Below are 25,136 nucleotides of genomic sequence, written 5' to 3' on the forward strand. Positions count from 1 at the left end.
ACAGTTGACAGTTGACAGCGTTAAACAATTGACAGTTAACTGTTGACAGTTAACAGTTAACAGTTAACAGTTGACAGTTGACAGTTGACAGCGTTAAACAGTTGACAGTTGACCGTTGACTGAAGGAACAAGCAACAAGGAAGCCGTAGGGTGCGTCGCCATTGTTTCATTCCTTGCATAAAGAGCGACAATCTAATAGCGACGCACCTCAGAAAGCTGATTCACTCTACAAACTTCGATATATTTGTAGGGACACGGCATTGCCATGTCCTAATCTCTACAAAATATTTGTAGGGACACGGCAATGCCGTGTCCTAATCTTCGATATATTTGTAGGGACACGGCATTGCCGTTTCCTAATCGCAGCTTAATAATGACTCCCAGACTTGCGGTAATGCACCGCTGTCACCCCGTCATTTTTGAGCAAATGACCGTTTTCAACTGCTGCATAAACTACCCAATGATCGCCACATTCCATCCGACCAATTACTTCGCATTCCAGATAAGCTAAAGCATCAGTCAAAACCGGACAGCCGTTGCTAGCTTCGGTTGTTTCGACTCCGGCAAATCTGTCTTCTCCCGGAGCAAAGTTTTTCATGAAATACTTACGCAACTGTCGTCCTTCTGCTAATATATTCAAGACAAATTTATCTCCGGCGTACATCAAAGCTTCGATCGCCCGATCCTTCGCTACAGCAATCGTCAAACCCGGAGGGCTAAACGTGGCTTGCGACACCCACGAAGCCAACATCGCACTTGTAACATCTCCTCGCCGCGCCGACAGTACGCACAGCGAACCTACCAATCTTCCTACAGCTTGTTCCGTGCGATCGCTCCCACCAGTCAACTGAGGTTTCGGCGCCCGCAATTTTTGCGACTTAATCAAAGCTTGAGCAAAATCGGTTCCCGCCTCTTTGCACTCGTGAATCGTCGCCGCCGTCGGCTTAAACTTCGCTCGAATCGGCTCAAATCCGATGCGATAGCCAGCATCTTTTAATTTTCCTTCAACTAAGTCGATCGCCTCTCCACTCCAGCCAAAAGAACCGAAAACCCCCGCTAACTTGCTTTTAGTTGCGGTAGATAACACAATTCCCAAAGCAGTTTGAATTTGCGTCGGTGCGTGTCCGGCTAGCGTCGGAGTACCGATGATAAATCCGGCGCATTTCTCGATCGCCTCTTTAATTTCTCCCGGTTCTGCAAATTCGCAGTTGATAGTTTCTACAGCAACACCGGCTTTCGTAATGCCTTTGGCGATCGCCTGCGCTAGAGTCGCCGTATTGCCGTAAGCCGAAGCATAAATCAAAGCAACTGTCAAGTCTTTAGAATTTTGTTGTTGGCTCCATTCCCGATACAAATTGCTCAATTCGTGGAGGCCGTAACGGACGATCGGGCCGTGACCGGGAGCATAAAATGCTGCTGTTAAATCAGCTAATTTATCCATTGCCGTCAGCACTTGTTTCGCCTGAGAAGCGTGCAGAGAATCATAATAATAGCGCCGATCTTCGCTGTAAACGCTCCACCCTTCATCAAATACTTGATCGCCGCAAACGTGAGAACCAAAAAATTTGTCAGTGAACACGATGGTAGTTTGCCGATCGTAGGTGCAAAGTTCGTCAGGCCAGCGGGGAGTCGGAGTCGCCAGGAATTTTAATTTGTGGCCTTTTCCTAAATCGAGAGTTTCTTCACCCCGAACGATCAAAATATTTAACTGTTGTTCGGGAAAAGCCGATCGCAAACCAATCGCGGCTGGATTCGTACAAACAAAAGCTACTTCAGGAGCCAATTCTAACAAAGCTTTAATTGTCACGGCTCTGTTAGCGTTAAAATGCCCCAAAATCACGTAATCTAGCTTGGTCAAATCTAGTCGCTGCTGCAAACAATCTAGATAATTTTGGGTGAAAGATTCCCCCGGCGGGTCGAACAAAGCAGTTTTGTCGGCTTGTATGATATAGCTATTTGCTGTTGTCCCCTTTTGCAGGGAATATTCTACTTCAAATTTGAGTCTTTCCCAAGTGCGCGATCGCACCATAAATGTATCAAGTGCGATCGGGATAAATTGCACGTCGCGGGGTCTGGCATTAGATGCGAGTGTCGGAGTCAAAGTGTTAGTCATTAATTGCACCTATATAGCAGTTGACAGTTGACAGTTGATAGTTGACAGTTACATAGCACTTGACAGTTGATAGTTACACCGTTTATGGGTTATGGTTTGCGGCTCTATTCATGACGCATTTATATCCTAAGTAATGTGTCGGTTCCTATATTAAGTTTCCTGTGGGGATGGAATTGCTGTTGTGAATGAGATTTAGATTTTTTTTAACCGCAGAGGGCGCAGAGAACGCAGAGGAAGAAAGAAAGGAATAGAGAAAGCAATCAAGAAAAGCAACTGTTTCCGTTGCCGAACTTAAGTCTTCCTAACATCCGTTACCGAACTTCCCTCTTCCTTCTTCTCTCCGACTAAGGACTTAGAACTAATCACTAATGACCACTGACTAATCACTAATGACCACTGACTAATCACTAATAGTGATTTCCGACTTTGCGGTGGTGAACTGCCGGCAATGCTTCAGGATGGGATACGCGGCCGCTATCGACGATCGCATATACGATATGATGATCCGAAAGTTCCATCCGGCTGACTACTTCGCATTCCATATAAGCCAAAGCATCTGTCAAAATCGGAGAACCGTTGCTAGCGGGTTGAGTTTTGACTCCAGCAAATCGATCGGCACCCGGAGCAAAACGCTTCAAAAAGTGCTTCATCAGGCTTTGATAATTGCCTTCTTCCAGCACGTTGAGAACAAATTTATCGCCCGCGTGCATCATCGATTCGATCGCCCGATCCTTAGCCACTGCTATTGTTAAACCCAGCGGTTTAAAACTAGCCTGCGTCACCCAAGAAGCCAACATCGCACTGCTAACCTCGCCTTTTTGAGCAGTAATAATGTACAATCCGCCGCTGATGCGTCCCAAAGCTTTATCAACATCGCTATCGAGGGATTTCATCTGTTTGACAGCCTTGTCTCGCGACAGCCACTGTCCCAAGTCGGTGCCGGCTTCATCGCAAAGCTGATAAATTGCTTCTGTGGGCGCATCTTTAATCAAAATGTTGGGAAATGCTTCTTTCAAACCCAACTCTTTGAACTTGTTTCGCAGCGGATAAACCGATGCGTCATCACCGCCGCCGGACTCGCACAAACCGAAGGATTGTTTGTTGTTAGCAGCAACTAAAATTGTATTGATAGCAGCTTCGGCATTCTCCGCAGCAGCGCCATTACTCGGCGGGGAACAAATTACAATCCCCCCAGCGCTACCGACAAGTTCCCGAACTTCTTGTAAATCGGCGATTTTCAAATCGATCATTTCGACGGCGACACCGGTTTTGGTAATCCCGTGGGCGATCGCTTGGCTGAGTCGATCGCTAAATCCGTAATCGGAAGTGTAAAATACCGCTACAGTGGTTTCTGACTTAGCTTGAGCTTGGCTCCACTTTTTGTAACGTCCGGTAAGTTCGGCTACATTGTAGCGCAGTAGCGGCCCGTGACCGGTCGCCACCGTACCAATTTCTCCCAACTCGGCCATCCGCTTCATTGCACTCAGTACCGATCGAGCATTAGGAGCCATCAAACACTCATAATAAAAGTGATAATCCTCCTCAACCGCAGCTAAATCGTCATCGTAGGTGCTGTCAGAACAGTAGTGCATCCCAAAAGCATCGCAAGTGAACATCACCTGAGTTTTGCTATCGTAGCTGAAAATAGTATCAGGCCAGTGCAAATTCGGCGCCGACACAAATTCGACAACGTGGCCGTTTCCTAAATCTAGTTTGTCCCCATTTTTCACGACAAGTCGCTCAAACGGCTGGTGTACAAGGTTCTCTAAAAATTGAATTGCTACCTTCGCCCCCACGACAATCGCCTGCGGTGCCAAAGCCAGCACATCTTTGACCAAACCGCTGTGGTCTGGTTCCGTGTGGCTGATAATTAAATAATCAATCTGTTTCGGGTCAATTTCCCCCGTCAGAGTCTCCATATATTGCTGGCGGAACTTCTCGTGCGACGTATCGACGAGGGCAGTTTTTTCGCCACGAATGATGAAAGAGTTGTAAGTTGTACCGTTTTTGAGCCCGAATTCGATGTCAAAGCGGTCTCTATCCCAGTCCAGGCATCGAATTGCCGTTGTATCAGAGGCAATTTCGACTTTTTCCACCGTCAATCTGCGTTGGACTCGTTCAGTCAGGGCTACCATACTCTGCCTCCTTGTCTGTTATCCATTACCTTATTGTTTCCATTCTGACACGTTTCTTTTGTAAATCTTTATAAAATTTCTTATGAGGGAGTTAAGTAACTTCAAAGTTATTAATGTATGCAGCGGACGATTCCTACCGGATAGCTTCGCTTTACGCCAGCTTTTGCACAAATCTACCGATTGGGTATTGACAAAATTCAAATTTTACAAGCCGAGCTTTTACATAAATTGAACCGATATAGAACTCAGAAACCCAGTTTCTGGCTAAATTTCTCGTTCCTGCTACCAAAACTCGTAGCAACCGGGTTTCTAGTATTTGCAGGATGCGTCGCCATTCTTTAATCCCTTGCATCCCATCGACTTTTCGAGCGGCGGCGCACCTTTACCTTTACAACCAACTAATTATCGATCTCAAGCCTTCTGATTTGTCAGCGGTAACTCCACAATCAACTCAGTTCCTTCGCCCACCTGACTGACGCACCGAATCCGGCCACCGTGAGCTTGCACAATTACTTGATAGCACACCGAAAGTCCCAACCCCGTACCTTTCCCGACAGGTTTAGTGGTAAAAAACGGGTCAAAAATTTTGTCTTGAATTGCCGCTGGAATGCCATTTCCCGTATCGCGGACAGAGATTGTTACCCAGTCGGGTTCGCTTTGCCAACTGCGGATGGTTAATTCCCCCGGTTGGCCCGCTGAGGCGATCGCATCTAAAGCATTGTCCAGCAAATTATAAAATACTTGGTTGATTTGACCGGCATGACATTTTATTCGTGGCAACTTTCCGTATTGTTTGTCAATTTTGATATTTGTTTTCAGCTTATTTTGCAGCATCAACAAACTGCTTTCTAAACCTTCATGCAAATCGACAGCTTTAAATTCAGCGTGGTCTAAGCGAGAAAAACTTCGCAGCGTTGTCACGATCGAGCGAATCCTGCTACTGCCTTCCCGCATCGAATTGAGCAGTTTACTAAAATCTTCTCGGACGTAATCGAGTTCTAGTTCTTCATTGATTCTGACAATTGTTTCCATGGCTTCCGGGCAGGCATTTCCGCACAATTCGAGAGCTTCGTTTAAGATTTTGAAATATTCTTGAGCGTGAAACAAGTTAGCGTGGATAAAATTGTTGGCGTTGTTAATTTCGTGAGCAATTCCCGCCACCATTTGCCCCAAGCCCGACATTTTTTCGGTTTGAATCAATTGCTGTTGAGTCGATCGCAATTCTTGCATGGCGGCTTGCAATTGCTGGGTTTGAGCTTGAGATTTGACCGCAGCTTCTCGGACTTTGCTGTAAAGTTCTGCTTGCTGGATGGCGATCGCCATTTGATCGGCTAGCTGCGCCAGCAATTCCATTTCTTGGCGCTGCCAACTCCGGGTATCGTGGCATTCGTGAGCAATCAACAAACCCCAGAGTTTACCGGGAAATTTTAAATGATAATTTGTGTCTGTAGCAACTGAATTTTCTTCGCTTCTGGATGTAACAATCGGTACGATCAGATTAGCTTTTACTTGCAAACTGTCTAAGAAATTAACGTGACAAGGCTCTAAACCTGCATTAAAAATATCATTAATTGCTTTGACTCGCCCTTGCTGGTAAAGATCTGCGTAATCTCCCCTAAAACACTTATCTGCCCCCATATCTCCTAAAATAGAAGGCCAAGGAACCGTCATATCTTCAACGACAACTTTTCCTTGCCAGTTGTCATCAAATTGGTAGATAATTACTCGATCGCAGTGCAACAGTTGGCGGACTTCCCTCACCGCTGTTTGCAGGATAGTTCCCAGATCCAGGGTACTGCGAATTTGGTTGCCGATCAGGCGCAACAGCGATTCTTTTTCGGCTTGACGGCAGGTTTTGCTGTAGAGTTTGGCTTGATTGATCGCGATCGCCAGTTGCGATGCTACCCCTTCTAAAAGTTGCTGTTCCCAATCAGTCCATTCGCGTTGGCGATCGCACTGATGCAAGCCAATTATGCCATTTACTTCACCTTGATAGCGAGTTGCGACTGCCAGCATCGACTGAATTTCCAAAGCTTCGGCAATTTTTCGGGTTTGTGAGTTCAACCCGGGAAAATCGAGAAACTTCGTCACTGCTAGGGACTCTTGCTGGGACACGACAGCAGTCAAGTGCGGGTTATCAGCCATCGGTACTTTCATTCCCAATTGCATCGGATAATCCCCCGCGTTGTACTCTCCCCGCGTGACTAAAGTTTTTTCTGTATTAGATTCTTTGACTAAAATACTGGCGCGGCTGCACTGTAGCGCTTGCCCCAGCAACCTGCAAGCCGATGTTAAAATCTGTTCTATATCAAGGGTGCTGCGAATTTCGTTATTAATCTCGTTCAGCAAGTTCGATAGCTGAACTTGCTGCTGCATCTGCACTATTAGGGCTTTTTGTTCGTCTATTTCGGGCAGCGAAAGACCTTCTTCTGGTTTCCAGCTTCCTGATTCTGGCAACCGCGTAGTTAATCTGTGCCAGGAGTTTTCGTGTTGTATTTTTAAAGACATATTTACTTATTAGCAGTTGTACTGTATTTGGATTGACAATGATTTTTTACACATTTGCTTGCCCCGCCTTGAGTTCAACCGCCACTACTAGGAGTTTTGGCATATATTAAGACATTATAAATGATGCTGACCGACCATAGCAATTATTTGCTTTACAAATATTTATAAAAATAAATTAGGTGTTCTGTAGCCGAACATACTAATTAAGCGGGCGCCGTTGAAATTCGTCAAATATCAATTAGATTTACCCGCTAGGTTAAGGGAATAAAATTAATCTAAAATCTATCTTTAGTTCAATGTTAGCGCTCGCGCTCGATCGACATGGAAAACTCAATGGGCGACAATTTTCGCCCGCCAGCTTGCACAGACAACGTTACACCCGGAATGGCAGGTAAAGATGAGATTAAAATAGGTTTAGCGATCGGCAATTCCCGACTGCACTGGGGACTATTTGCGGGCAATACTCTCAAGCAAACATGGGATACAGAGCATCTCAAAGCTGATGCTGTTTCCCAACTCTCCTCTGAGCAAAAAGCCGAATATCTGGTGAAAACAGTCATGAGGTCGATCGAGCAAATAGGCGATCGGCCTCTCCCTAGTGTTCCTGCTAATCTCGCTGTTTCTCATTCTCATGAACCTTCTCTCATGCCACTACCTCTAGTTTTGGCATCAGTAGTTCCAAAGCAAACAGCAATCTGGCAGAGTTACCCTGAAGTTCAAATTATTACCTTAGACCAGTTGCCGATCGGGGCGCTCTATCCTACCCTGGGAATTGATAGAGCTTTGGCTTTACTGGGTGCTGGCAACCAATTTGGTTGGCCAGTTTTACTTATAGATGCTGGTACAGCTTTAACATTTACTGGGGCTAATGTCAATAGGTCTATAGTTGGGGGCGCCATCTTACCGGGTTTGGGTTTACAGTTGTCGTCTCTCGGTCAAAAAACCGCTGCATTGCCCTCAGTCAGCTTACCACAAACTCTGCCCCAGCGCTGGGCTACAGATACTGTCGGAGCAATTCACAGCGGAGTTGTGTATGCGGTGGTGGCAGGAGTTAGAGATTTTATTGAAGATTGGCTGCATTTGTTTCCTAATAGCAAAATTGCCGTCACTGGGGGCGATCGAACTTTGCTATTGCAATACCTCACCGCAGCATTTCCCGATACGGCTTCCTCCATAATTGACGCACCACAAGCCATTTTTTGGGGAATCAGTCAATTAGTCATCCGTCATTAGTCAATTAGTCAATTAGTCATCCGTCATTAGTCAATTAGTCATTAGTCATTAGTCATCCGTCATCCGTCATTAGTCAATTAGTCAATTAGTCATTAGTCAATTAGTCATTAGTCGCTCCAACCTCCGTTCAATCCGTTTGCATCCCGTACATTGTTCGTTGGCCGAACTTCTTTCTTTACTTTGCAAATTCGCGAATATACTTAGCAACAATATCCGGAACTTCCTGGGGCAAATTGCTTTCCCCGGGGCTGACAGATTGCAGTTCGGCATTAGGAGCCAGAGCAGCATAGGATTGACAAAGAGACAAAGCTGCGACACTATCTTCAGAACCGTGCAACAGCAAAATAGGCGCTTTCAGTAAAGGCAAATTCTCATCCACTAACTCTCCTGTAATTTCCGCCCGCCGCCGCCGGAACAGCAACTGCACCGCAACTGGCGACTGCATCAACTGCTGTCTGAACTCGAACATTTGGTCAATCTTCTTTTGACCCCCCAGCAGCTTCGCAATGGGATAGATCGATCGCAACAACCAATAAGCTAGCGGAGGTTTAGCAATCAGCCACCTAGCCGTCTGCCACCGCGCCCGTCGGTGTCCGACTTTGACGCCTTCTGGGGCCAACAACACCAAGCCCTGAACTCGATCGGGATATTTGAGCGCGTAGCTGGCGGCCACCCAGCCGCCCACAGAGTGAGCAATTAAATAAACCTCTCGCAGGTTCAAAGTATCGAGGTATTGCGCCAGACATTCTACTTCTAGCTCGATCGAATAATGAACGTTCGGGCGTTCGGAGTCTCCAAACCCCAGTAAATCCGGTGCGAAGCATTGGTAGTTGGCATTCAAAAGTTCGATCGTCCTGAGCCACTGACTGCCGTCCTCCCAAGAACCGTGCAAAAATACTAAACTTGGCCCTTGACCGATTTCGCGCCAGAAGATTTGCCCTACAGAGAGCTTGACCCGAGAATTGCGTAGCTGTGAGTACATCCGGTTAAATATTCAGCAATAAAAAGATGATTAATTTAATGTTCAGAAATTGTAAATTAAAGTAGGGAAAGATTAACAATTAATTTCACACTTATCGCTGGAAACTTTTGGCTACGCCCAAAAACGGATAATTGCTTTCCGACTGGAGTCGAGGATAATTCCCAATTTCAGACTAAGGTTCAAGTTCCCAGATTTATCTTTGAAGTAAATCTCAAATCAAAAATGTAAAATCTCCAATCGACGATGCAGCGAGCTAATTCCCGACTTAGCTCAAATTTGGACGCCCCGACAATTTAAGCCAAAGTTGTCACACCTTTAAAATAGTCCTCCAAGTGCTGGTCGTTATCATGGCTGAGCGGGCCCTGCGGCATGGCTGCGGGCAAAAAAGCCTCAACCTCGCTGACTTCCAGCGTATCCTGAACTTGCATCTTTCCCTCCACCTCTGCCGCCACTACGATACAAATCGAGTGCAGTCGAGGATCTCTATCGGCAGCCGAATAAACGCCCACCAAGCGGCGAATTTTGACTAAATCGAGTCCTGTTTCCTCTGCCAACTCCCGCCGCACTGTAGTCGGAATATCCTCTCCCCAATCCACCATACCTCCGGGCAGTCCCCAGCGACCGTTGTCGCGGCGCCGAATCAGCACAATACGCCCGTCAGGTAATACGGGAATCACCGCGGTACCAGTGACTGGATGGCGAAAAATCAGCCCTAGTACAGTTTGTAAAATTTGCCACAATCTAAGCATTTAACTCAAAAACTTGTGAAAGACAGGGAAACTAATTTCAGGTCTGCGAATTCGCAGCTTGCACAATCAAAATTTTGAATTTTTCATTCAGCCAGCGAGGTCTAGCAAGCCTGCTAAAATCTCGGCTGCGTGAGATTCTAGTTTGACGCAAGCGATAAATCTTTTCAATCCTACCATCAGGGGCGATCGCTCGCGGTCGATCGAGTGATGCACCTAAATTTTTTACTGATAATTTTTTGAGTCCGCAACACCCGCACCCACCAGCGATTTTGCCACCAGAGGCTGACTAGATTGCCCGCCGCCTCGGGCTAGCTGAAGCCAGGATCTGCCTCATTGGCCTTGAGCATCATTTGTTCTCGGGTAAAATCCGAGCAAAAGCTGCTCAAGTCTGATACAATTTACCACTGCGTCTAAAAAAATTCACTCTCGGCCTCGGTCAAAAGCGCCAATCCCGCAACCGATCGCCTGCGCCAGCTTCTGGCCCTTCGCGGTTTAGGAGACAAGCAGTGGCCGCTAGTGAATCAAACCCTTAGTATGCAACGAGATAGAGTTTGAATGTCCGCGATCTGCCAAAAACTCAGCCTCAATGGTTGAGAGAGCCAGCAGCGGTTCGCTGACAGCGCCTTTAAGAATCAAATTTTTTGCGGATTTATCCCGAAAAAAAGTTTATCCTTAAGAATCCCCTCGACGAAAGCTTGGGGAATGTCAATGTTTATTAGTGAGGTCATAATGGCTAAGCGCCGCAATCTCAAGAAAGAGAAGGCACAACGAAATCAAGCATACGCTCGCAAGTTTCGCAAGCGGAGAAATCAAGATATGTTCTCCAACAAGAGAAGACGATTTGACGGCGGCAACGGCGGCGGCATGGGCGCCATGGGCGGCGGCGGACGGGACAAAGATATGGCTGCTGCTGAAGAGTAATTGAGTCAGGCTATCTGCCGAACTTAGAACCACAGTGGACAACACGATCGTTCTAAGCAGAGATAGCCAGCCTGAATTTGTCTGATAATTCAACGGTGTTTAGGCGATCCGATCGCGCGCAGCAATCAGTGATTTTCTCACTTGTTCAAATCCGGTACCTCCGTAGCTATTGCGAGCCGCCACCACTTGCTGAGGTGCGATCGCGCTGTAAATGTCTGTATCAAAAGCTGGGTGCAACTCTTTCCACTCCTCAAGTGTCAAATCTTTGAGGAGTTTGCCCCCCGAGATGCAAGTTTTAACGACTTTGCCCACCAGGTTGTAAGCTTCCCGGAAGGGAACACCTTTAGCAGCCAAATAGTCTGCTACGTCTGTCGCATTAGAAAAGTCTTCCGTCACCGCAGCGGCGAGGCGTGAGCTGTTAAACGCGATGCCTTCCCGCAGCAAAATTGTCATTGCTTCCAAGCAGCCCTGTACAGTTTTGACACTATCGAACAAAGTCTCTTTATCTTCTTGCAAATCCTTGTTGTAGGCTAAAGGCAGTCCCTTCACTACTACCAGTAAGGCTTGCAAGTTACCGAATACCCGCCCCGCTTTGCCCCGCACCAACTCCGGCACGTCGGGATTTTTTTTCTGGGGCATGATGCTAGAACCTGTAGCGCAGCTATCTTTGAGCGTAATAAATCCAAATTCGTGAGAAGACCACAAAATCATTTCTTCTGACAAGCGGCTCAGGTGTACCATAATCAAGCTGCTGGCTGCCAGAAATTCGATCGCAAAATCTCGATCGCTCACTCCATCTAAGCTGTTAGCATAAACTTTGTCAAACTCCAAGAGTTCTGCGCTATAGTGTCGGTCGATCGGGAAAGTAGTCCCCGCCAGCGCCCCGCAACCCAGAGGCGAAACATTCACCCGCTTCGATATCTCGCCGAGGCGTTCCCAATCGCGATCGGTCATTTCAAAATAAGCTAACAGGTAATGAGCCAAACTTATCGGCTGAGCGCGCTGCAAGTGCGTGTAACCTGGGATTAAAGTTTCAACGTTCAGCTCGGCAATTTCCAGCAACACCTCTTGAAATTCCCGCAATTGCTCGCGAATTTCTGCAATGCGATCGCGCAAATACAAACGAGTATCGGTGCCTGCTTGGTCGTTGCGCGATCGAGCCGTGTGCAGCTTTTTCCCCGCATCCCCCACCAAATCCGTGAGCCGCTTCTCGACAGCGAAGTGAACGTCTTCTGCATCTACTCCCGGAACAAACATACCTTGGCGGTATTCGCGACGGATTTGTTCCAAACCATTGACTAACTGCTCGCCTTCTGCTGCTGAAATAATCCCGGTTTGGGCCAGCATCTTAGCATGAGCGACAGAACCGGTCAAGTCGTACTCGATCAATTCCATATCGAAGCCGATACTAGCATTAAATCGGGCGATCGCCGGGTGCAGCGCCGATTCAAATCTTTGACTCCAAGTTTTCTGTTGTGTGGTCATTGCTTAAAGTAAAACTAAATTATATCTCTGTTGTAGAAGTCTATAAAAACCGGTTCGCAGCATCGGACTTGAGTCCTCCGGTTTACAGCATCGGACTTTAGTCCTGCGCTTTTTATACCTGTATAAACCGTTAAAAAACTGAAGTCTTGACTACAAAATTATTAAAATTTTACTGCATCAGAAAGGAATGAAGTCCTGATGGCGAACTTTTTAACTCTCTTTCTGATGCCCCTCGGACAAAAAATCTAAGGAATAATCCCTTTAATGAACCAGCCGATAAATATACCTATAATAAAAGCTCCTATTTGACCAGTAGAAACAAAATTATTCCAAGCTTTCTGGAAATTCGTAAAAATCTCGTAGCTTTGGCCCAAAATCACAGGCGAACTCAAATGAGATTTCACAACTAACAAATGAATGGCATCATGCCAATGAATCGAGTTGGTGAATCCAGCAATAATTTCTGGCATTAAATTAACTATCATGGTGATTTTCTCCTGCTGAAAGTGTTACCCTAAGTACCACCAGTGTCATGTCATCTTCATTGCGATTGCCGATGCCGACAAACTGGTGCACCCGATCGAACAAATAATCCAAAATTTCCTCAGACTGCTGATAATTTTGACAAGCCCACTGAAAAGCCGCAGTCAAGTTATCCTCATCAAACCGATCGCCCCTTTGATTAGCAGCATCAGTAAATCCGTCGGTGTAATAAATAATAGTATCTCCCGGCTGCAATTGCACTTGAGCTTCTTGGTAGTGCGAATCGGCATCCAAGCCAATTAACATTCCCTCCAAAGTATCGAGACGGACGATCGAATTAGTTGCAGCTTGCCACAGCAAAGGCGGGTGATGAGCAGCATTGCTGTAGGACAAAACGCGAGTTTTCGGGTCGTACTCCGAATAAAACAGAGTTACAAAACGGTGGGAATTCTCCAAATCCGCGTGCATTACCCGGTTTAAATGTTGCAAAATTCTCGCAGGCGAGTGGCGGTTCAAAACCTCCGCCCGCAGCATACCCCGTGTCATCGTCATCAGCAGGCCTGCCGGTACGCCTTTGCCCATCACGTCGCCGATCACAATGCTCCAGCGACCCTTGTCGATTTTGGACTTGAGATTTTTTATTAGGGATGGGGGGTGTTCCCCCTCATCTTCCTTGCCGATCGGGTCATAGTCAGCAGGAATAAAATCATAATAATCGCCACCGACCCTGCTAGCAGTTTGGCAGCGGGCGGCCACATCAAGACCCGGAATTTTTGGACAATTGCGGGGTTGCAGGCGCAGTTGAATTTCGGCCCCGATTTCCAACTCTCTGTCCAAGCGTTCTTTTTCAGCCAACTTAGCAGTAAGTTCGTCTTTGCAGATAGCAACGGCCGTTTGATCCGCCACCAACCGAACTAATTTCTGTCTCCCGGGAGTGCAAAGATATTGTGGGTCACTGCTAAAAATATAAAGCCGTCCGCGTTCCAAATTCTTAACTAAAATTGGCGCGCCAAACAAATGAACATCCGGGCCCAAATAACGACCCACTTGCAAGTCGAGACTCGAAGTTTGCTCGGAGCTTTCGGAAAAAGATTCGCCAGCCGCCGCGCCCGCACCTGCTGTAGCTTGCCTGGTGGCTATTTCCAGCGCTTTACGCATATCTTGGCACTGCCGTCCTTCCTGACAGTGCAACTGCTGGAACCGAACTTGACCGTTGGGTTTGAAAAGCACTAGAGCTCCCCCGTCGGCGTCGGTAACGCGAGTTGCTACCAAAGGCACCAACTCCAAAAATTGGTTGAGATTGTTAAAACTCCGCAGGGCAAATCCTAGCGAACCCAACATATCTTGAACGTTGTGCTGGTATCGGTGCAAGCGCGCCACCAGTTCTTTGAGGGCAAATACTGGCGTCGCGTCGGTGGAATTGCGACCCTGAGGGCGGTCAGCAGGTTGAGGTGAGGGGCGAGGCAAAGGCACAGCAGTCATTTTTGTGTGATTTTCGATCTAAGACGGAAGATGATTGATTGAGGAATTAGGCAGCACCCGATCGCAAACCCGGTTTTTTTTAGCAAGTAGTTTGGGTAGTAGGGCATTGGTGTGAACTTAAGTCTGAAATCCTTAACAAATCTCGTTGATAGCTGAGTCTCGATCCCCCTCGCATCCCCCTGGTTGTAGGGGGACTTTGACGCTCTTCCCTCTCAATCAGGGGGCTTTGACGCTCTTCCCATTTAATCAGGGGACTTTGACGCTCTTCCCATTTAATCAGGGGACTTTGACCCTTTCCTGTCCCCCCCTTTTTTAGGGGGGTTAGGGGGGGATCGGGGAGACTGTGCGATCGGCCATCAGACTCATACTACATCCGTAGCTCAATTTGACACGCTTTGGATGGCATTGCCAGCCCAAGCCAGCAATAACAGAACGAAGGTGTTGTTTCTAGATGTTTAGTTAAAACTCGCCCGGTGGCAGTCGGCGCAAGTCCTGCGATGGTAGTTTGAGGTTAAGGATTTGATATTTTGAAGCTCTGTATCCGTTTCCCCAAATCGGGACGGCTAGAGATACCTCATCAATCTAAAATCTAAAATCTAAAATCTAAAATCGAGTAGGGCTTCCACAAATTCGTAACTCGAAAACGGGCGCAAGTCTTCGATACTTTCCCCGACTCCAATAAACCGGATGGGCAGACCTAGCTGCTGCACTACTGCTAGGGCAACACCACCTTTAGCAGAACCGTCGAGTTTTGTCAATACTACTCCGCTTAATTTGGCAGATTCTGCGAACACTTCTGCCTGTCGCAAACCATTTTGACCCAGCGTGGCATCCAAGACCAGTAGAGATTCTACGGTAGCGTTAGGGGCTTTCTTATCTACAATGCGACGGATTTTACTGAGTTCGTCCATCAGATTTTTTTTGTTTTGCAGGCGGCCTGCGGTGTCTACGATCAACAGTTGTGTGCCTCGGGCGCTGGCGGCGGCGATCGCATCAAATACTACAGCAGCCGGATCGGTATTTTTTCCTGGATTGGCAATAATTTCGACACCGCTGCGGGAACCCCAAACTTTCACTTGTTCGACGGCGGCGGCCCGGAACGTGTCGGCGGCGGCGATTAGGGTGTTGTAGCCGGATTTTTGGGCGATGTGGGCAAGTTTGCCGATCGTCGTAGTTTTGCCCGCACCGTTGACTCCGACAATTAACCAGACGTTAAAGGTGTCTTTTTCCGGGGCAAAAGTCAGGCTGTAGGCGGGATTGCCGGCGGCGGTTTCGGCTGTCGGAGCGTCGAGAATGTCCCGCAGGATGCTTTTGAGGAAGGCTAGAGCCTGTTCTGGCGGCAAGACTTCTTGTCTGAGTCTTTCTTGCAGGCGGCTGATAATGATGTCGGTAGCTGCGACTCCCACATCGGCTTGCAACAGCAAAGTCTCTATTTCGGCTACTGCATCTTGATTGAGCGGGCCTTGACCGACGATCGCCTTTAATTGATTAATTAAGCTGCGCCGAGTTCTTTCTAAACCTTTACGCAGTTTTTGCAGCCAACTGATTTCTTCAACGGATACTTGATCTGGCCGGCGGCCTTGACTGGCGAGGATTTCAGATGACCACAGGAAGCCTTCATCAAAGGCAAAACCGGGAATTTCTTCGATAATTGCGGCTCTGGCGGCGGCGGCTGCGATGACTTCTGGTTCTTCTAGGGCCGTTTCCTTGAGGCGTTCGATGCGTTCGAGCCGATCGGCCTGTGCTCTGGCCCAAAACGGCAAAGCTTCGGCTGCGGAGTCTGATGAGGCGATCGATTCTGTGTTTGCAAGCTCAGTTGCAGGTGCTGCAATTGGTATATTTTCTGCTGTAACTTCTAATTTTTGAGTAACAGGCGCCCGATCGAGCGACTCGACTTTTAGTTGCAGAGGTTCGGGAATCTCTACCGGGTTAGCTACATCTATTTCTTGACCGTCGGTAGCTTCATCCTGCGTTAAGCCTGCAACTTCTGCAACTTCTGCAACAGTTGGCACAGATTCTGCGACTTCTGTGGCGGCGGCTGCAACTTCCGCTGCTGCTGTCTGAGCAACTTCTGTTTCAGGTTGCTGCTGTTTTTGAATATTTTTGTAAGCAGCTTTCGCCCAATTGAGATAATCCTCAGCTACAGCGGGGGAACTTTCCTCAACTGCTGCATCTGTTTTAGGCTCAACCGGTGCTGATTTTGCCGGTTCATCTTGGGGCCCAGGGGTGGGAGTTTCTGGTTCAGAAGATCCGCTTTCGCTGTACTGGCGACGAAACCAATTAAAAACCATAGAAGTTAAATGGGGAATAGATTAAGAGTCATTAGTCAGCAGTCATCAGTCCTTAGTGTAGAGCGGATTGCGGATTGTAGATTGCCGATCGCTAATGACCCATAACCCATGACTGATGGCTAATCACTAATAGACTTCTGGCATAAATCGTTTGATCGATCGGTCAACCGCAGATGTAATGCAGACAAGCGCAGATAAACGCAGATAATTTTCCGAGATTTTTGGCATGAGTGCAAGAAGTCTAATCACCAATCACCAATCACCAATGCCCAATGCCCAATGCCCAATGCCCAATGACCAATGACCAATGACCAATGCCCAATGCCCTGTTTGCCCAATGCCCAATGACCAATGACCAATGACCAATGACCAATGACCAATGCCCAATGCCCAATGCCCTGTTTGCCCAATGCCCAATGCCCAATGAGCAATGCCCAATGCCCAATGCCCAATGCCCTGTTTGCCCAATGCCCAATGACTACTGACTACTGACTACTGCATTGATTTTATCGACGACTCGGCGGAGGACTCCGTTGATAAACCGATGTCCTTCCTCGCCGCTGTAGCGTTTTGCGAGTTGGACGGCTTCGTTGACGCTGACTTGTTCGGGTAAGCCGAGATAGAGGATTTCGGCGATCGCGATTCTCATGATATCTCGATCGATCCGGGCGAGCCGATCGATTTGCCAGTCTACGAGGGCTTCGGAGAGCAATTCGTCAATTTGAACGCGATTGGCGCTGACTTTGGTCAGAATTTGCAAAGCATAAGTGCGGACATCTTGCTGGTTGGCTAGCTGGATCAGTTCTGGAAACTCCATTGCTGAACCGAGACGGTTAATGGCGGTTTGGGTGAGTTCGATGGCTTCGCGCACCATTGCTCTAGCACTTTGGATGTCGGCGGCGCGGATTTCGCTCGCTAGCAGTTTGTCGCTACCCCGCTGCACTTCGGAGGCTGCTGCTTCTAGGGATTCTTGAACTTCTGTTGTCAGGGTGCGGATGGCTGCGAGGAGAACATCTTGCAGTTTCTTGGCTTCTAAGAGTTCTGGATTCGCGGGTAGTTGGCTGATGCCGAGGAGTGCGAGTTCGCGTGAGGTTTCGCGGGATTTTTTCATAGTTTTTAGATAAAAATTGGGAGCTTAGGAATTTGGGAATTGTTGAGATTGCGAGCGTGTTGGTTGAGTCCGATCGCACAGAACATCGACAACAAATATGACGATTGCTTCGCCCCTGCGGGCTGGCAATTACACAAATAAGTCGATCGGTCTCGGACGTTGGTTGAAAGCATAGACTTGGACTTTAGCAGAAAACCTCGCAAAAAACCTGCCCTCACTCACGATTGTTTCTGGGCAGGTTTTGGACAAATATTATCGGTTACTGGGAAAGTTGAGTATTTCCAACCCGATCGAGCTCGATCGGCTTGGGTTAGTGCGGGTGGTTGTGTTGATTTAATCTTCTTCGACTGGGACAGGGTGGTATCTTGGTTCGGATCTCAAGGGTTCGAGTGTTTTTCCCGGGATGGTGTCGGCGGTGACTGCAACTGAGTTGCTGGGGTTGACGATGCCACCGGAGATGACCACTTTAAACGCATCTTCGATCGACATTGACAAGTTGACTACATCTGCTTCGGGGACTATAGCGTACCATCCGGTGGTGGGGTTGGGTGTAGTGGGAATGAAAATACCGATCGGGCTTTCGCCGGAAAGATGAGACGGGATGTCGTTACTCTCGATCGTACCGGTGACAAATGCTAAAGTCCAAATTCCGCGCCGCGGATACTCTACCAACACTACGCGGCGAAACTTGTCATTAGATTTGAGGATAGTTCCCAGCAGTTGTTTGAGAGTTTTGTAAACCGAACCTGCTAGGGGAATTGCCTGCAACAAACGTTCGCCAAAGTCTAGCAGCCACTTCCCGAAGATGTTGCGGGCCATTAAACCGATGACTAAAATGCTCAGCAGGGGTACAGCCAGCCCTACTAAGAGATTTAGCAGATTTACCAAAATCGGGTGGAGTCCGTCAAAAGGGTTGATCTGCTTGGGAATTTTCGTCAGAAAGTTGATCACCCAACTGGCTACGGTAATTGTCAGCCAGATGGTGGTAGCTAATGGTATAACTACCAGCAGACCTGCGATCAGGTCGTTTTTTAAGTCTTGTTTGATGCGTTGGAGCACGGCGGGTCAAATCTCCTCGTAACTGGCTGCAAGAACCTAATTGACACTCCCCAGCTATCGAGGCGTGGGGATTCTTGCTTCTACGAATCGACTTGCCGATGCAGAATTACTTCAACATCGGTAGCGGTCAATTCTCCACAAGCGTTCAGGGTATTACCCCAAGTTCCGGTATGCCCTACCGTACTTAATCCCCGACTTAGGATGTTTCTAGCCGCATTCCAATCTCTATCCATCACACATCCACAACTACAGACGTGGGTTCTTGTTGATAGACTTTTTTTCACAATTGTTCCGCAGTTAGAGCATTCCTGGCTTGTTCCATTGGGCGAAACGGCAATCGTGATTCTTCCGAATACTTTGCCGAAATACTCCATCCAAATTCGGAACATATACCAAGAAGCATCGTTAATGGATTTTGCTAAGCAGTGATTCTTCACCATGTTTTTGATCCTCAAATCTTCGTAGGCTACACAGTCGTTGGACTGGATCACGTATCTTGCTAATTTCACAGCAAAATCTTTACGTTGCCTACTTATTTTGAGGTGGCGCTTGCCTAGAATCACTCTAGCTTTACCTCTGTTTTTGGAGCCTTTGACGCGCTTGGAAACACGCCTTTGAGACTTCTTTAGTCTGCGTTCTCCCTTGCGGATAAATCGTGGGTTCTCTACTGCAACACCGTTAGAGTCGGTGTAGAATTCTTTCAACCCTACGTCTAATCCAATGGAATTTCCAGTTATTTCTATATTCTCAGAGCGGTCAACTTGAATGCAAAATTGGACGTAATGCCCATCTGCACGTTTTACTAATCGTACTCGTTTGATTTGAGTAATTTGGTAAAAGTGCAAGTCGCGCGTCCCTTTTAGCTTCAGTTTCCCAATCCCTTTTTGATCGGTAAATGAGATGGATTTTCGGTCATTTGCCAATTTCCAGCCGCTAGTTTTATATTCAACTGAGCGGTTGTTTTTCTGGAATTGTGGAAATCCTTTTTTGCCGGGAACCTTCTTTTTACAGTTGTCGTAGAATCGGGTGATTGCTGACCATGCTCTTTCGGCGCTTGACTGTCGAGCCATGCTATTCAATTCATTACAAAACGGGAATTCTTTTGCTAGGATAGCGCTATACTTGTTTAAGTCAAATTTGTTGACTTTTTCGTTGTCCATCCAGAAGCGCAATGCTTTGTTGCGAATGAACTGGACTGTCTTAATCGCTTCGTCAATTGCACTGAATTGCTGTTGTTTTCCGTATGCTTTGAATTCAAAAACTAGCATGGCATGATTTCGACCTCATCACGATATTCTTACTCTAGCCCCGTTAGACTAAGATCGTCCTTCTCTGTTACAAGTTTTTACACTAAAGCCGTCTTGAAAGACGGGGTTTTAAACCCATTTCTTTGATAAACTTGAGACTAAAGCAACTGCACGGGCTTTACTGAAAGTCACTGGGGACGATCGTGTTTTCTTGTCCTCAACCCTATCCTTTCCTGAACGGCAGAGTTAGGGTTCGGCGCTGCTGTACCTATATTTTAAAGAATTATTGCAATTTAGCGCTGATTTTTAATATATGGGGGCTGTCCGACAACTCACCTTACTGTATATTTTAAAACACTTTGGCTCTGACTCAATCAATCAACAGGCTGATGCTGCCTGCCCCGGAGTCTGCGTGTAGCGAGCCTCGCGATCGAATTTTCTGTAATTTGAGGCGTCGGCGCAGTTCGTTCTACCCCTGTCAGCGCTAGTTCTGCGGGTTGATAGCTGTTACCTGCTGCATCATGGTTAGGAGCGCTTGTCTGCCGTGGCATTATTTTTTTTACTAAAATGACTCGATGTCTTCACAAAACTATATCTTTCGATAGATGCGGTTTGATATTAATTATTTATAAATAATTACTTGACAATAGTAAGAATATGTAATACATAAATCTTCGCCAAGTTTCAAGTGTAGCACGGTAGGGAAATCCGGCCAAAAGTCAAGAAGAAAAACTTGTAAATTGAGTTTATGGCACAGGAGCGATCGCAATTTGGGAAATCAAGCCAGAATTTGAGCGAATTTGCGATCGAGCAGACAGGGCAAACGATATAAAATTAACTCGGCTATTATTACAAACAAATAATCTGGCAAACGAGTAGCCGGTAGTTGTGGGAAATGGCGAAAGTAGAGGGAAAGCAAGGGCGCCAGCCATCGAATCAGACTCGGGATTCATCAGGCTGCAACCACCAAAAGCCTAGAGTAGAAGCTAGTATTGAGATGTAAATTCTGAACAAATGCCACCGATTAATGTTTACCATTTTTTAATGCGATTCCCAACACCAGACTTTTTGGGGCGGTACTTAAACTGCCGCAGCAATGATATTGTGTGTCCCTTAACTGATATTTAAATAAAAGGAATTTTTGTGAAAACGCTGAATATCCTCTTAGTAGAAGACAGTCCCCAAGATGCCGAATTGATTGAGGCATATCTGATGGATGGCGGTCTCGAATTTTCTTTGCTGTGCGTGGAAACTCGCGAAGAGTTTGTAGCAGCACTGGACAAACAGTGTTTTGATATTATTTTGGCAGATTATATGCTGCCTTGTTTTAACGGGATAGTGGCACTGTCGATCGCCCGCGCTACTTGTCCGGGAGTGCCGTTTATTTTTGTGTCGGCTACTTTGGGCGAGGAAGTGGCGATCGAAACTTTGAAAAGCGGCGCTACAGATTACATTCTCAAACGCCGTTTGACGCGCCTGGTGCCTTCGATCGAGCGGGCACTGCGAGAAGTTAAAGAGCGGCTAGACCGCCAAGCAGCTCAAGCGCAGCGGATCGAGAGCGAAGCCAGATTTCGGATGATGGCAGATACCGCACCGGTGATGATTTGGATGTCGGATACCGATCGGTGTGGCGATTACTTTAACAAAGTTTGGCTGCAATTTACGGGTAAAACTTTAGCCCAAGAAGTCGGCAGCGGTTGGATGGAAAACTTGCACCCGGATGATTTGCCAGAATATTTAGAGGTTTGCTGTCAAGCCTTTGACGATCGCACAGAGTACCGGCTCGAATACCGCATGAAGCGCTATGACGGGGAATATCGCTGGGTGGTGAGTACGGGCGTACCCCGTTACAGGCCCGATCGCACTTTTGCAGGCTACATCGGTTCTTGCATCGACATTAGCGATCGCAAACTGGCAGAACAAGAACGCGTTGCTGCTTTGTCAAGCGAACAAGCAGCTCGCAAGCAAGCAGAAGAAACAGCTCAAGCGCTACTATCGGCAAACGCTCGAATTACTAACATTCTCGAAAGCATTACCGACGCTTTTGTCGCCTTCGATTCCAACTGGAAATTTACCTATATTAACCACAAAGCTCAAGAGCTTTTTGGCAACGTACAAGCGGAACTGTTTGGAAAAAATGTTTGGGAAATCTATCCTTGGGCAGTCGATTTACAGTCTTACAAAATCGCCACCAAAGCATTAGCAGAAAAGCTGACGGTCGAGTATGAAGAATTCGTGCCGTTATGCAATAAGTGGCTGAAGGTGCGTTTTTATCCTTCTGATTCAGGTGTGTCTGCTTACATTCAAGATGTTACAGATCGCAAGCAAGCAGAAGCTGCACTCAAAGCTAGTCAAGAAAAGCTGAGAATGTTGGCAGAATCTAACTTGATCGGAATTCTCTTCGGTGATGTTGACGGTGGTATCAGTGAGGCAAATGACGAATTTTTGCGGATGGTTGGCTACAGGCGGGAACAGTTGCAGCGTGGGGAACTCCGCTGGATTGACATCACACCGCCTGAGTACATACCGCTGGACGAAATCGGCATCGCAGAGGCCAAGGCAGAGGGCGTTTGCACTCCTTACGAAAAGGACTACATTCGACTCGATGGCAGCCGGATTCCGGTGTTGGTCGGGTATATCTTGCTGGGGGAAAAGCGGCAAGAATCTGTGGCTTTTATTCTCGATTTGACGGTTCGCAAGCAGTTGGAAAAAGAACTGCACGATCGAGCCCAGGAATTGGCACGGGCGAACCGGATTAAAGATGAGTTTATCGGAACTTTGTCCCACGAATTGCGGACGCCGTTGAATGCGATGCTGGGATGGGCGCAACTGCTTCGCCACCGCAAGTTTGATGAAAAAACGACTGTTAAGGCTCTGGAAACGATCGACCGCAATACGCGCTCGCTGGGGACGTTAATTGAGGATTTGCTGGACGTATCGCAGATTATGACCGGCAAACTGTCGCTGAATTTGCGGTGGGTAGATTTGATTTCGACAGTTGAAGGCGCGATCGAAACTCTCGCCCCCGCGATTGGGGCAAAAAATATTGAGCTTGTGACTGAGTTCGACCAAAATGCGGGGCGGATTTTTGGCGATTCGGGCCGCTTGCAGCAGGTGGCGTGGAATTTGCTGTCGAATGCCATTAAGTTTACTCCTGAGTGCGGACAGGTGAGGGTAGCCCTGCGGAAAGTGGAGGGGGCGGTGCCGGCTGTCCAATTCGCCTGCTGTGACAATGTGTCGCCAGCTAGTGTGGAAATTGAGGTTAGCGACACGGGACAAGGGATTGCGACAGAGTTTTTGCCACACGTTTTCGAGCGCTTCAGCCAAGCTGACAGCTCTATGGCGCGATCGTACAACGGATTGGGTTTGGGTTTGGCCCTGGTGCGCCATTTTGTCGAACTGCACGGGGGGACAGTGCAAGCGGAATCGGCTGGAAAGGGACAAGGAGCGAGGTTTTTGGTAAGATTGCCAGTTACACAGCCAATGAGCGACGGATTTTCTGTTGCTTCTTCCAAAGAGTTCAGGCTTCGAGAAACCCCGGCTAGAGTTGCTGTAAATGAGTTGTTTGTCAGCAGCAACCTTCGGGGAGTAAGGGTTTTAGCGATCGATAGCGACTCCGATTCCCTGGATTTTGTGCGTACAGTGCTCGAAGATTGCGGCGCCGAGGTGGAGGTGGCTGTCTCGGGAATCGAAGCTTTGGAGGCGATGGCGCGGGTGAATCCTGATGTGTTGGCGATCGATGTCGGGATGCTGTCGGAAAATGGAGAAGCTCTGATCCAGCAAGTGCGATCGCAAGCTGAAAACAAAGAAATTCCGGCGGTGGCGTTTACGGTGGCTGGTAGGGTACAGGAACGGGTATGGGCGCTGCGCCAAGGTTTTCAACTTCACCTGTCTAAGCCTGTCGATCCTGCTGAGTTGGTGGCTGTGGTGGCAAGTTTGGCGGGACGATCGACAGTTGACAGCTTGCCCCGAGCGGAGTCGAGGGGTTGACAGCTCTTTGGGTTGACAGTTGACAGTTGACAGTTGACAGTTGATAGAAGGAACAGTTGACAGTTGACAGTTTGCCGCTTGCTCGCTTGCGAAAGAGAACGGTTAATATCGTTTATGCTCGATTAAGTAAGCTGTCCTACATTTAAATTGTATGTCAAAAATCGCTTAAACACTCTTGTGGGACGTTGCTCTGAGCATCGTCCCGAATATACAATTTAAATAAGCTACAGCTTACCCTCACAAAAATTGTTTGTAGTCCCCCTTTGATTCGTAAAATGCTGCGGACGCCAGGACGCACTACGAACCGTTTGTATTTGGGTTTATACTGTTTATCTGTAACGGATTTTGTTTTGATTCATCAGGTTATTTAGCTCCGCACCCGATGTGATGGTCGCTAAGCTGTCGCGCATTTAAATTGGGAATTCGGAACGGGCTAGAAGCCCATTCCACTCATTCTTTGATTTTTTTTGATATGCAATTTAAATGCAGAACAGCTTATTGCTAAATCAATACGCACAAGCATTGTTTTGTACTAAAAAATTGGACAAGCTATATAATAATAAATCTCAATTCCTCAAATATCAAATAAATTGACTGTGTTTTGCAAATTAGAAGATTTGCATTTCTGGCGGTAAAGCAATTTTGGAAGCTGCGAGCTAACGCTTTTTGATGTTATATTTTTGATTGAATCTACTAAGATTTTTGACCGTATAACTCGTGCAATTCAAAATTGCACGAGTTCAATCTTCTTCGGTGCTATGCTTTGAAACCCACTCATTTATGCCTTCATCCGAAATAACGTACCGATAGTGAGTAGAGCCTCGAATAATTACTTTTATTTTTTTGGCACTGATTTTTTCACTCTCAATAGTTAGGCATCCGTGCCCGGTTTCTTGCCAAGCCTGCATTAGCAAGCTCTCGATTTTGGAAAACAGGCTGCTGACGGAAGTTTCGGTGCTTTCTGGTTTTCGTGCCATATTATATTGCTTGAGATACAAGTTTACCGACTATTGCCTCCCTAGGCGCTGGCCTCTCTATTTCTGCTATCGGCGCAACTTGTTCTTATTTATGCAAATTATTGCGGTTTGTTACAAAATTTTACACAACTGGCGATCGTGCCTGATTTATTTGAAGCGCCTTCATTCAGTTGACAGTTGACGGTTGACGGTTGACAGTTGACAGCTACCTCTACCTCGAAGCAAGAGGATGGGAGTAATCAACAGATACATTTAACCCGGCAATTCCCGGCAATCCTCGGCAAGCTGTGTATGGCAAAACCTGAAAATCGGTCAGGATTCCGGCTTGGGAGGTATCTCTCAAAGCTTTCAATAAAATATTGAAAGCGCC

The 25,136-nt window shown here is 47.2% G+C and carries 22 protein-coding genes; 3 read left to right on the forward strand and 19 right to left on the reverse strand.

Going from position 1 to position 25,136, the window contains the following annotated elements; translation table 11 throughout:
• Positions 1 to 367: 367 nt before the first annotated feature.
• The 4 genes from QZW47_RS21470 to QZW47_RS21485 all read right to left on the reverse strand — a co-directional run bounded on the left by QZW47_RS21470 (position 368) and on the right by QZW47_RS21485 (position 6,756).
• Complete coding sequence (locus QZW47_RS21470) at positions 368 to 2,113, reverse strand: diflavin flavoprotein (protein ID WP_293131070.1); 1,746 nt, start codon at positions 2,111 to 2,113, stop codon at positions 368 to 370.
• Positions 2,114 to 2,520: 407 nt separating this feature from the next.
• The gene (locus QZW47_RS21475) at positions 2,521 to 4,248 is read right to left on the reverse strand and encodes a diflavin flavoprotein (RefSeq protein WP_293131073.1); all 1,728 of its coding nucleotides are present in this window, start codon (positions 4,246 to 4,248) and stop codon (positions 2,521 to 2,523) included.
• Between the two features lie 151 nt (positions 4,249 to 4,399).
• Positions 4,400 to 4,600 (reverse strand): hypothetical protein, encoded by a 201-nt coding sequence (locus QZW47_RS21480; protein ID WP_293131076.1) that lies wholly within the window; start codon positions 4,598 to 4,600, stop codon positions 4,400 to 4,402.
• 59 nt (positions 4,601 to 4,659) lie between these two features.
• Positions 4,660 to 6,756 (reverse strand): GAF domain-containing protein, encoded by a 2,097-nt coding sequence (locus QZW47_RS21485; protein ID WP_293131079.1) that lies wholly within the window; start codon positions 6,754 to 6,756, stop codon positions 4,660 to 4,662.
• A gap of 333 nt (positions 6,757 to 7,089) precedes the next feature.
• On the opposite strand from QZW47_RS21485, the gene QZW47_RS21490 reads away from it, so the two are divergent.
• A complete protein-coding gene (locus QZW47_RS21490; protein ID WP_366930913.1) occupies positions 7,090 to 7,989 on the forward strand; it encodes a pantothenate kinase in 900 nt (299 codons plus the stop codon).
• 175 nt (positions 7,990 to 8,164) lie between these two features.
• Here the strand turns inward: QZW47_RS21490 and QZW47_RS21495 are convergent, their stop codons facing one another.
• From QZW47_RS21495 to QZW47_RS21505, 3 genes are all read right to left on the reverse strand, one after another.
• On the reverse strand, positions 8,165 to 8,971 hold the full coding sequence (locus QZW47_RS21495) for an alpha/beta hydrolase (RefSeq protein ID WP_293131082.1): 807 nt from the start codon (positions 8,969 to 8,971) through the stop codon (positions 8,165 to 8,167).
• Positions 8,972 to 9,264: 293 nt separating this feature from the next.
• The gene (locus QZW47_RS21500) at positions 9,265 to 9,720 is read right to left on the reverse strand and encodes an NUDIX hydrolase (protein WP_293131085.1); all 456 of its coding nucleotides are present in this window, start codon (positions 9,718 to 9,720) and stop codon (positions 9,265 to 9,267) included.
• Between the two features lie 87 nt (positions 9,721 to 9,807).
• The gene (locus tag QZW47_RS21505) at positions 9,808 to 9,933 is read right to left on the reverse strand and encodes a hypothetical protein (RefSeq protein WP_293131088.1); all 126 of its coding nucleotides are present in this window, start codon (positions 9,931 to 9,933) and stop codon (positions 9,808 to 9,810) included.
• A gap of 516 nt (positions 9,934 to 10,449) precedes the next feature.
• Here QZW47_RS21505 and QZW47_RS21510 point away from each other — a divergent pair.
• Entirely contained in the window at positions 10,450 to 10,641 is a 192-nt protein-coding gene (locus tag QZW47_RS21510; RefSeq protein WP_293131091.1) for a hypothetical protein, read from the forward strand.
• Positions 10,642 to 10,740: 99 nt separating this feature from the next.
• Here the strand turns inward: QZW47_RS21510 and argH are convergent, their stop codons facing one another.
• From argH to QZW47_RS21565, 11 genes are all read right to left on the reverse strand, one after another.
• A complete protein-coding gene (argH, locus tag QZW47_RS21515) occupies positions 10,741 to 12,126 on the reverse strand; it encodes an argininosuccinate lyase (RefSeq protein ID WP_293131093.1) in 1,386 nt (461 codons plus the stop codon).
• Positions 12,127 to 12,371: 245 nt separating this feature from the next.
• A complete protein-coding gene (locus tag QZW47_RS21520) occupies positions 12,372 to 12,611 on the reverse strand; it encodes a hypothetical protein (protein WP_293131096.1) in 240 nt (79 codons plus the stop codon).
• Entirely contained in the window at positions 12,601 to 14,091 is a 1,491-nt protein-coding gene (locus QZW47_RS21525; RefSeq protein ID WP_293131099.1) for a PP2C family protein-serine/threonine phosphatase, read from the reverse strand. Before QZW47_RS21525 ends, QZW47_RS21520 begins: the two co-directional genes overlap by 11 nt.
• 596 nt (positions 14,092 to 14,687) lie before the next feature.
• Positions 14,688 to 16,382 carry a signal recognition particle-docking protein FtsY gene (gene ftsY, locus QZW47_RS21530; RefSeq protein WP_293131102.1) on the reverse strand — a complete coding sequence of 565 codons (1,695 nt, stop codon included), beginning with the start codon at positions 16,380 to 16,382 and terminating at the stop codon, positions 14,688 to 14,690.
• A gap of 245 nt (positions 16,383 to 16,627) precedes the next feature.
• Positions 16,628 to 16,834: a hypothetical protein gene (locus QZW47_RS21535; RefSeq protein ID WP_293131105.1), complete on the reverse strand. Its 207-nt coding sequence runs from the start codon at positions 16,832 to 16,834 to the stop codon at positions 16,628 to 16,630.
• Between the two features lie 26 nt (positions 16,835 to 16,860).
• Positions 16,861 to 17,493: a transcription antitermination factor NusB gene (nusB, locus tag QZW47_RS21540; protein ID WP_293131108.1), complete on the reverse strand. Its 633-nt coding sequence runs from the start codon at positions 17,491 to 17,493 to the stop codon at positions 16,861 to 16,863.
• 5 nt (positions 17,494 to 17,498) lie between these two features.
• Positions 17,499 to 17,666, reverse strand: coding sequence for a hypothetical protein (locus tag QZW47_RS21545; protein ID WP_293131111.1), 168 nt, complete (start codon positions 17,664 to 17,666; stop codon positions 17,499 to 17,501).
• Between the two features lie 160 nt (positions 17,667 to 17,826).
• Positions 17,827 to 18,552: a DUF502 domain-containing protein gene (locus QZW47_RS21550; protein WP_293131114.1), complete on the reverse strand. Its 726-nt coding sequence runs from the start codon at positions 18,550 to 18,552 to the stop codon at positions 17,827 to 17,829.
• An 80-nt stretch (positions 18,553 to 18,632) separates the two neighbouring features.
• Entirely contained in the window at positions 18,633 to 19,820 is a 1,188-nt protein-coding gene (locus tag QZW47_RS21555) for a transposase (protein ID WP_293131117.1), read from the reverse strand.
• Positions 19,821 to 20,173: 353 nt separating this feature from the next.
• Positions 20,174 to 20,350: a hypothetical protein gene (locus tag QZW47_RS21560; protein WP_293131119.1), complete on the reverse strand. Its 177-nt coding sequence runs from the start codon at positions 20,348 to 20,350 to the stop codon at positions 20,174 to 20,176.
• 195 nt (positions 20,351 to 20,545) lie between these two features.
• Positions 20,546 to 20,752: a hypothetical protein gene (locus tag QZW47_RS21565; protein ID WP_293131122.1), complete on the reverse strand. Its 207-nt coding sequence runs from the start codon at positions 20,750 to 20,752 to the stop codon at positions 20,546 to 20,548.
• Between the two features lie 190 nt (positions 20,753 to 20,942).
• Between QZW47_RS21565 and QZW47_RS21570 the strand changes: the two genes are divergently transcribed.
• Positions 20,943 to 23,789 (forward strand): PAS domain S-box protein, encoded by a 2,847-nt coding sequence (locus QZW47_RS21570; RefSeq protein WP_293131125.1) that lies wholly within the window; start codon positions 20,943 to 20,945, stop codon positions 23,787 to 23,789.
• A 740-nt stretch (positions 23,790 to 24,529) separates the two neighbouring features.
• Here the strand turns inward: QZW47_RS21570 and QZW47_RS21575 are convergent.
• On the reverse strand, positions 24,530 to 24,766 hold the full coding sequence (locus QZW47_RS21575) for a hypothetical protein (protein ID WP_293131128.1): 237 nt from the start codon (positions 24,764 to 24,766) through the stop codon (positions 24,530 to 24,532).
• Positions 24,767 to 25,136 lie beyond the last annotated feature (370 nt).

This window comes from Microcoleus sp. bin38.metabat.b11b12b14.051 (assembly GCF_013299165.1).
In the GTDB taxonomy this organism is placed as follows: Bacteria; Cyanobacteriota; Cyanobacteriia; order Cyanobacteriales; family Microcoleaceae; genus Microcoleus.

Excerpts from the sequence above, each read along its gene's own strand:
- QZW47_RS21525 (WP_293131099.1), bottom strand. The coding sequence starts at position 14,091 with ATGACTGCTGTGCCTTTGCCTCGCCCCTCACCTCAACCTGCTGACCGC.
- QZW47_RS21520 (WP_293131096.1), bottom strand. The coding sequence starts at position 12,611 with ATGATAGTTAATTTAATGCCAGAAATTATTGCTGGATTCACCAACTCG.
- QZW47_RS21510 (WP_293131091.1), top strand. The coding sequence starts at position 10,450 with ATGGCTAAGCGCCGCAATCTCAAGAAAGAGAAGGCACAACGAAATCAA.
- QZW47_RS21555 (WP_293131117.1), bottom strand. The coding sequence starts at position 19,820 with ATGCTAGTTTTTGAATTCAAAGCATACGGAAAACAACAGCAATTCAGT.
- QZW47_RS21500 (WP_293131085.1), bottom strand. The coding sequence starts at position 9,720 with ATGCTTAGATTGTGGCAAATTTTACAAACTGTACTAGGGCTGATTTTT.
- QZW47_RS21485 (WP_293131079.1), bottom strand. The coding sequence starts at position 6,756 with ATGTCTTTAAAAATACAACACGAAAACTCCTGGCACAGATTAACTACG.
- QZW47_RS21470 (WP_293131070.1), bottom strand. The coding sequence starts at position 2,113 with ATGACTAACACTTTGACTCCGACACTCGCATCTAATGCCAGACCCCGC.
- QZW47_RS21480 (WP_293131076.1), bottom strand. The coding sequence starts at position 4,600 with ATGCAAGGGATTAAAGAATGGCGACGCATCCTGCAAATACTAGAAACC.
- QZW47_RS21545 (WP_293131111.1), bottom strand. The coding sequence starts at position 17,666 with ATGCTTTCAACCAACGTCCGAGACCGATCGACTTATTTGTGTAATTGC.
- QZW47_RS21575 (WP_293131128.1), bottom strand. The coding sequence starts at position 24,766 with ATGGCACGAAAACCAGAAAGCACCGAAACTTCCGTCAGCAGCCTGTTT.
- QZW47_RS21560 (WP_293131119.1), bottom strand. The coding sequence starts at position 20,350 with ATGCCACGGCAGACAAGCGCTCCTAACCATGATGCAGCAGGTAACAGC.
- nusB (WP_293131108.1), bottom strand. The coding sequence starts at position 17,493 with ATGAAAAAATCCCGCGAAACCTCACGCGAACTCGCACTCCTCGGCATC.
- QZW47_RS21490 (WP_366930913.1), top strand. The coding sequence starts at position 7,090 with ATGGGCGACAATTTTCGCCCGCCAGCTTGCACAGACAACGTTACACCC.
- QZW47_RS21475 (WP_293131073.1), bottom strand. The coding sequence starts at position 4,248 with ATGGTAGCCCTGACTGAACGAGTCCAACGCAGATTGACGGTGGAAAAA.
- argH (WP_293131093.1), bottom strand. The coding sequence starts at position 12,126 with ATGACCACACAACAGAAAACTTGGAGTCAAAGATTTGAATCGGCGCTG.
- ftsY (WP_293131102.1), bottom strand. The coding sequence starts at position 16,382 with ATGGTTTTTAATTGGTTTCGTCGCCAGTACAGCGAAAGCGGATCTTCT.
- QZW47_RS21565 (WP_293131122.1), bottom strand. The coding sequence starts at position 20,752 with ATGAATCCCGAGTCTGATTCGATGGCTGGCGCCCTTGCTTTCCCTCTA.
- QZW47_RS21495 (WP_293131082.1), bottom strand. The coding sequence starts at position 8,971 with ATGTACTCACAGCTACGCAATTCTCGGGTCAAGCTCTCTGTAGGGCAA.